Raw genomic sequence first — 1,564 nt, 5'->3', positions numbered from 1 at the left:
GAAAGATGCCGTAATGGGGCTTTCGGCGAATCGAGCACGTTTCGCTTGTTTGTCAGCATGATCTGAAGTGCCGTTGCCCTTGATGCGCCTGCAGCGCGTCTACGAGGTCGTATGTTTCCATGCGCCTCAATTCCTAAGAATAGAAGGGCAACGACATGAATGTATTTATCGGATTGGATGTATCTCTGGCAAGCACGGCGATTTGTGTGCTGGGGCCGCAAGGGAAGGTTGTTGAGGAGTTGGAGGCAGCCAGCGAGCCTGAAGCGCTGGTGCGTGCGATGGCGTCATTGCCGTACGCGGTCGACGCGATCGGGCTCGAAGCCGGACCACTGTCCCAATGGCTGAGCAAGGGCATCGAAGAGGCCGGATTTGACGTGGTCTTGATGGAAACGCGATTGGTGAAGGCCGCCTTGAAAGCCATGCCTATCAAGACCGATAGGCGCGATGCCCAGGGAATTGCTCGATTGTTGCAAATGGGTTGGTACAGGCCCGTGCACCGCAAATCCGTGTCCTCCCAGGAAATTCGCGCGTTGCTGTCGGCGCGCAAGTCTATTCAGCAGGCGATCATCAACATCGAACTCTCGATGAGGGGAGTGCTCAGGAACTTCGGCCTGAAGCTTGGGCATGTCACCCGGGTAAGGTACGAGGCCCGGGTGAGGGAGCTGGTTGCCGACAATGACATCTTGTCCGCCTCGGCGTTGGCCCTTCTGCGGGCTCGGGGGCAGCTGAGGACAGAGCTGGCCAGCCTGGATGAAAAGGTCGTGGGGTTGGCGGAACATGACGATGTTTGCCGTCTCATGATGACAATGCCCGGTGTTGGCCCAATTGTTGCTTTGACCGTAAGATCCGCGATTGATGACCCGGCCCGCTTCGCGAAATCAAGGGATATCGGTCCTTGGGTCGGGCTGACGCCGAGGCGCACTCAATCCGGAGAGATGGACATTGTCGGGCAGATTACACGAGCGGGTGATCGAGGATTGCGATCGGCGTTGTATCAGGCCGCGACGATCTTGATGCACCGCGCAGCACCGAACTGGTTGCAGGCCTGGGCACTCAGAGTGGCGCACAGGCGTGGATCGAAACGGGCCCTGATTGCGCTCGCGCGCCGAATTGGCGTCATTTTGCATCGCATGTGGATGGACGGTTCGCCGTTTCGCTTCACGCTGAACCCGGGCCCGACGGCCTAAGCGACACGCATCAAGGATTTTTCGTAACGGAGGCATGAACTGCAACTGACAACAGGTACGCAGAGGTCCCTTTTCGGGACGAGGTTCCTGGAGATGCCGTAAGGACACTGGCTATCAACACCTGTTGAATGCGCGTGAAAGATGGGCACCCAGGACCAGATTTGAACCAGGCATAGAGTGGCAGCTTTGAGGCTGACTACGGACGGAAGAGCGAAGCCCGGGCAGGGGGAGCCCTCGGTCCTGAAGTGCCGTTGCAGTGAAAAAGAAAAAGTAAGCTTTTGATTTTGTGTTTTAAACCCGGTGAAGAAAGAAATGTTCGCCGGAATTCTTGGCTTGCCGGAAACCCTTGACAATGATCCGCCCCATTACGGAAGTGT

1 protein-coding gene is annotated in these 1,564 nt (G+C 57.0%); it reads left to right on the top strand.

Going from position 1 to position 1,564, the window contains the following annotated elements; genetic code table 11:
• The first annotated feature begins 155 nt into the window (after positions 1-155).
• On the top strand, positions 156-1,187 hold the full coding sequence (locus tag I3253_RS20300) for an IS110 family RNA-guided transposase (RefSeq protein ID WP_148057218.1): 1,032 nt from the start codon (positions 156-158) through the stop codon (positions 1,185-1,187).
• Positions 1,188-1,564: the final 377 nt, after the last annotated feature.

The sequence above is a fragment of the Thiosulfatihalobacter marinus genome (genome assembly GCF_016019955.1).
Lineage (GTDB): Bacteria > Pseudomonadota > Alphaproteobacteria > Rhodobacterales > Rhodobacteraceae > Shimia > Shimia marinus_A.
Note: the sequence above shows the minus strand (reverse complement) of the source record. Positions and strands in the feature narration are given on the sequence as shown.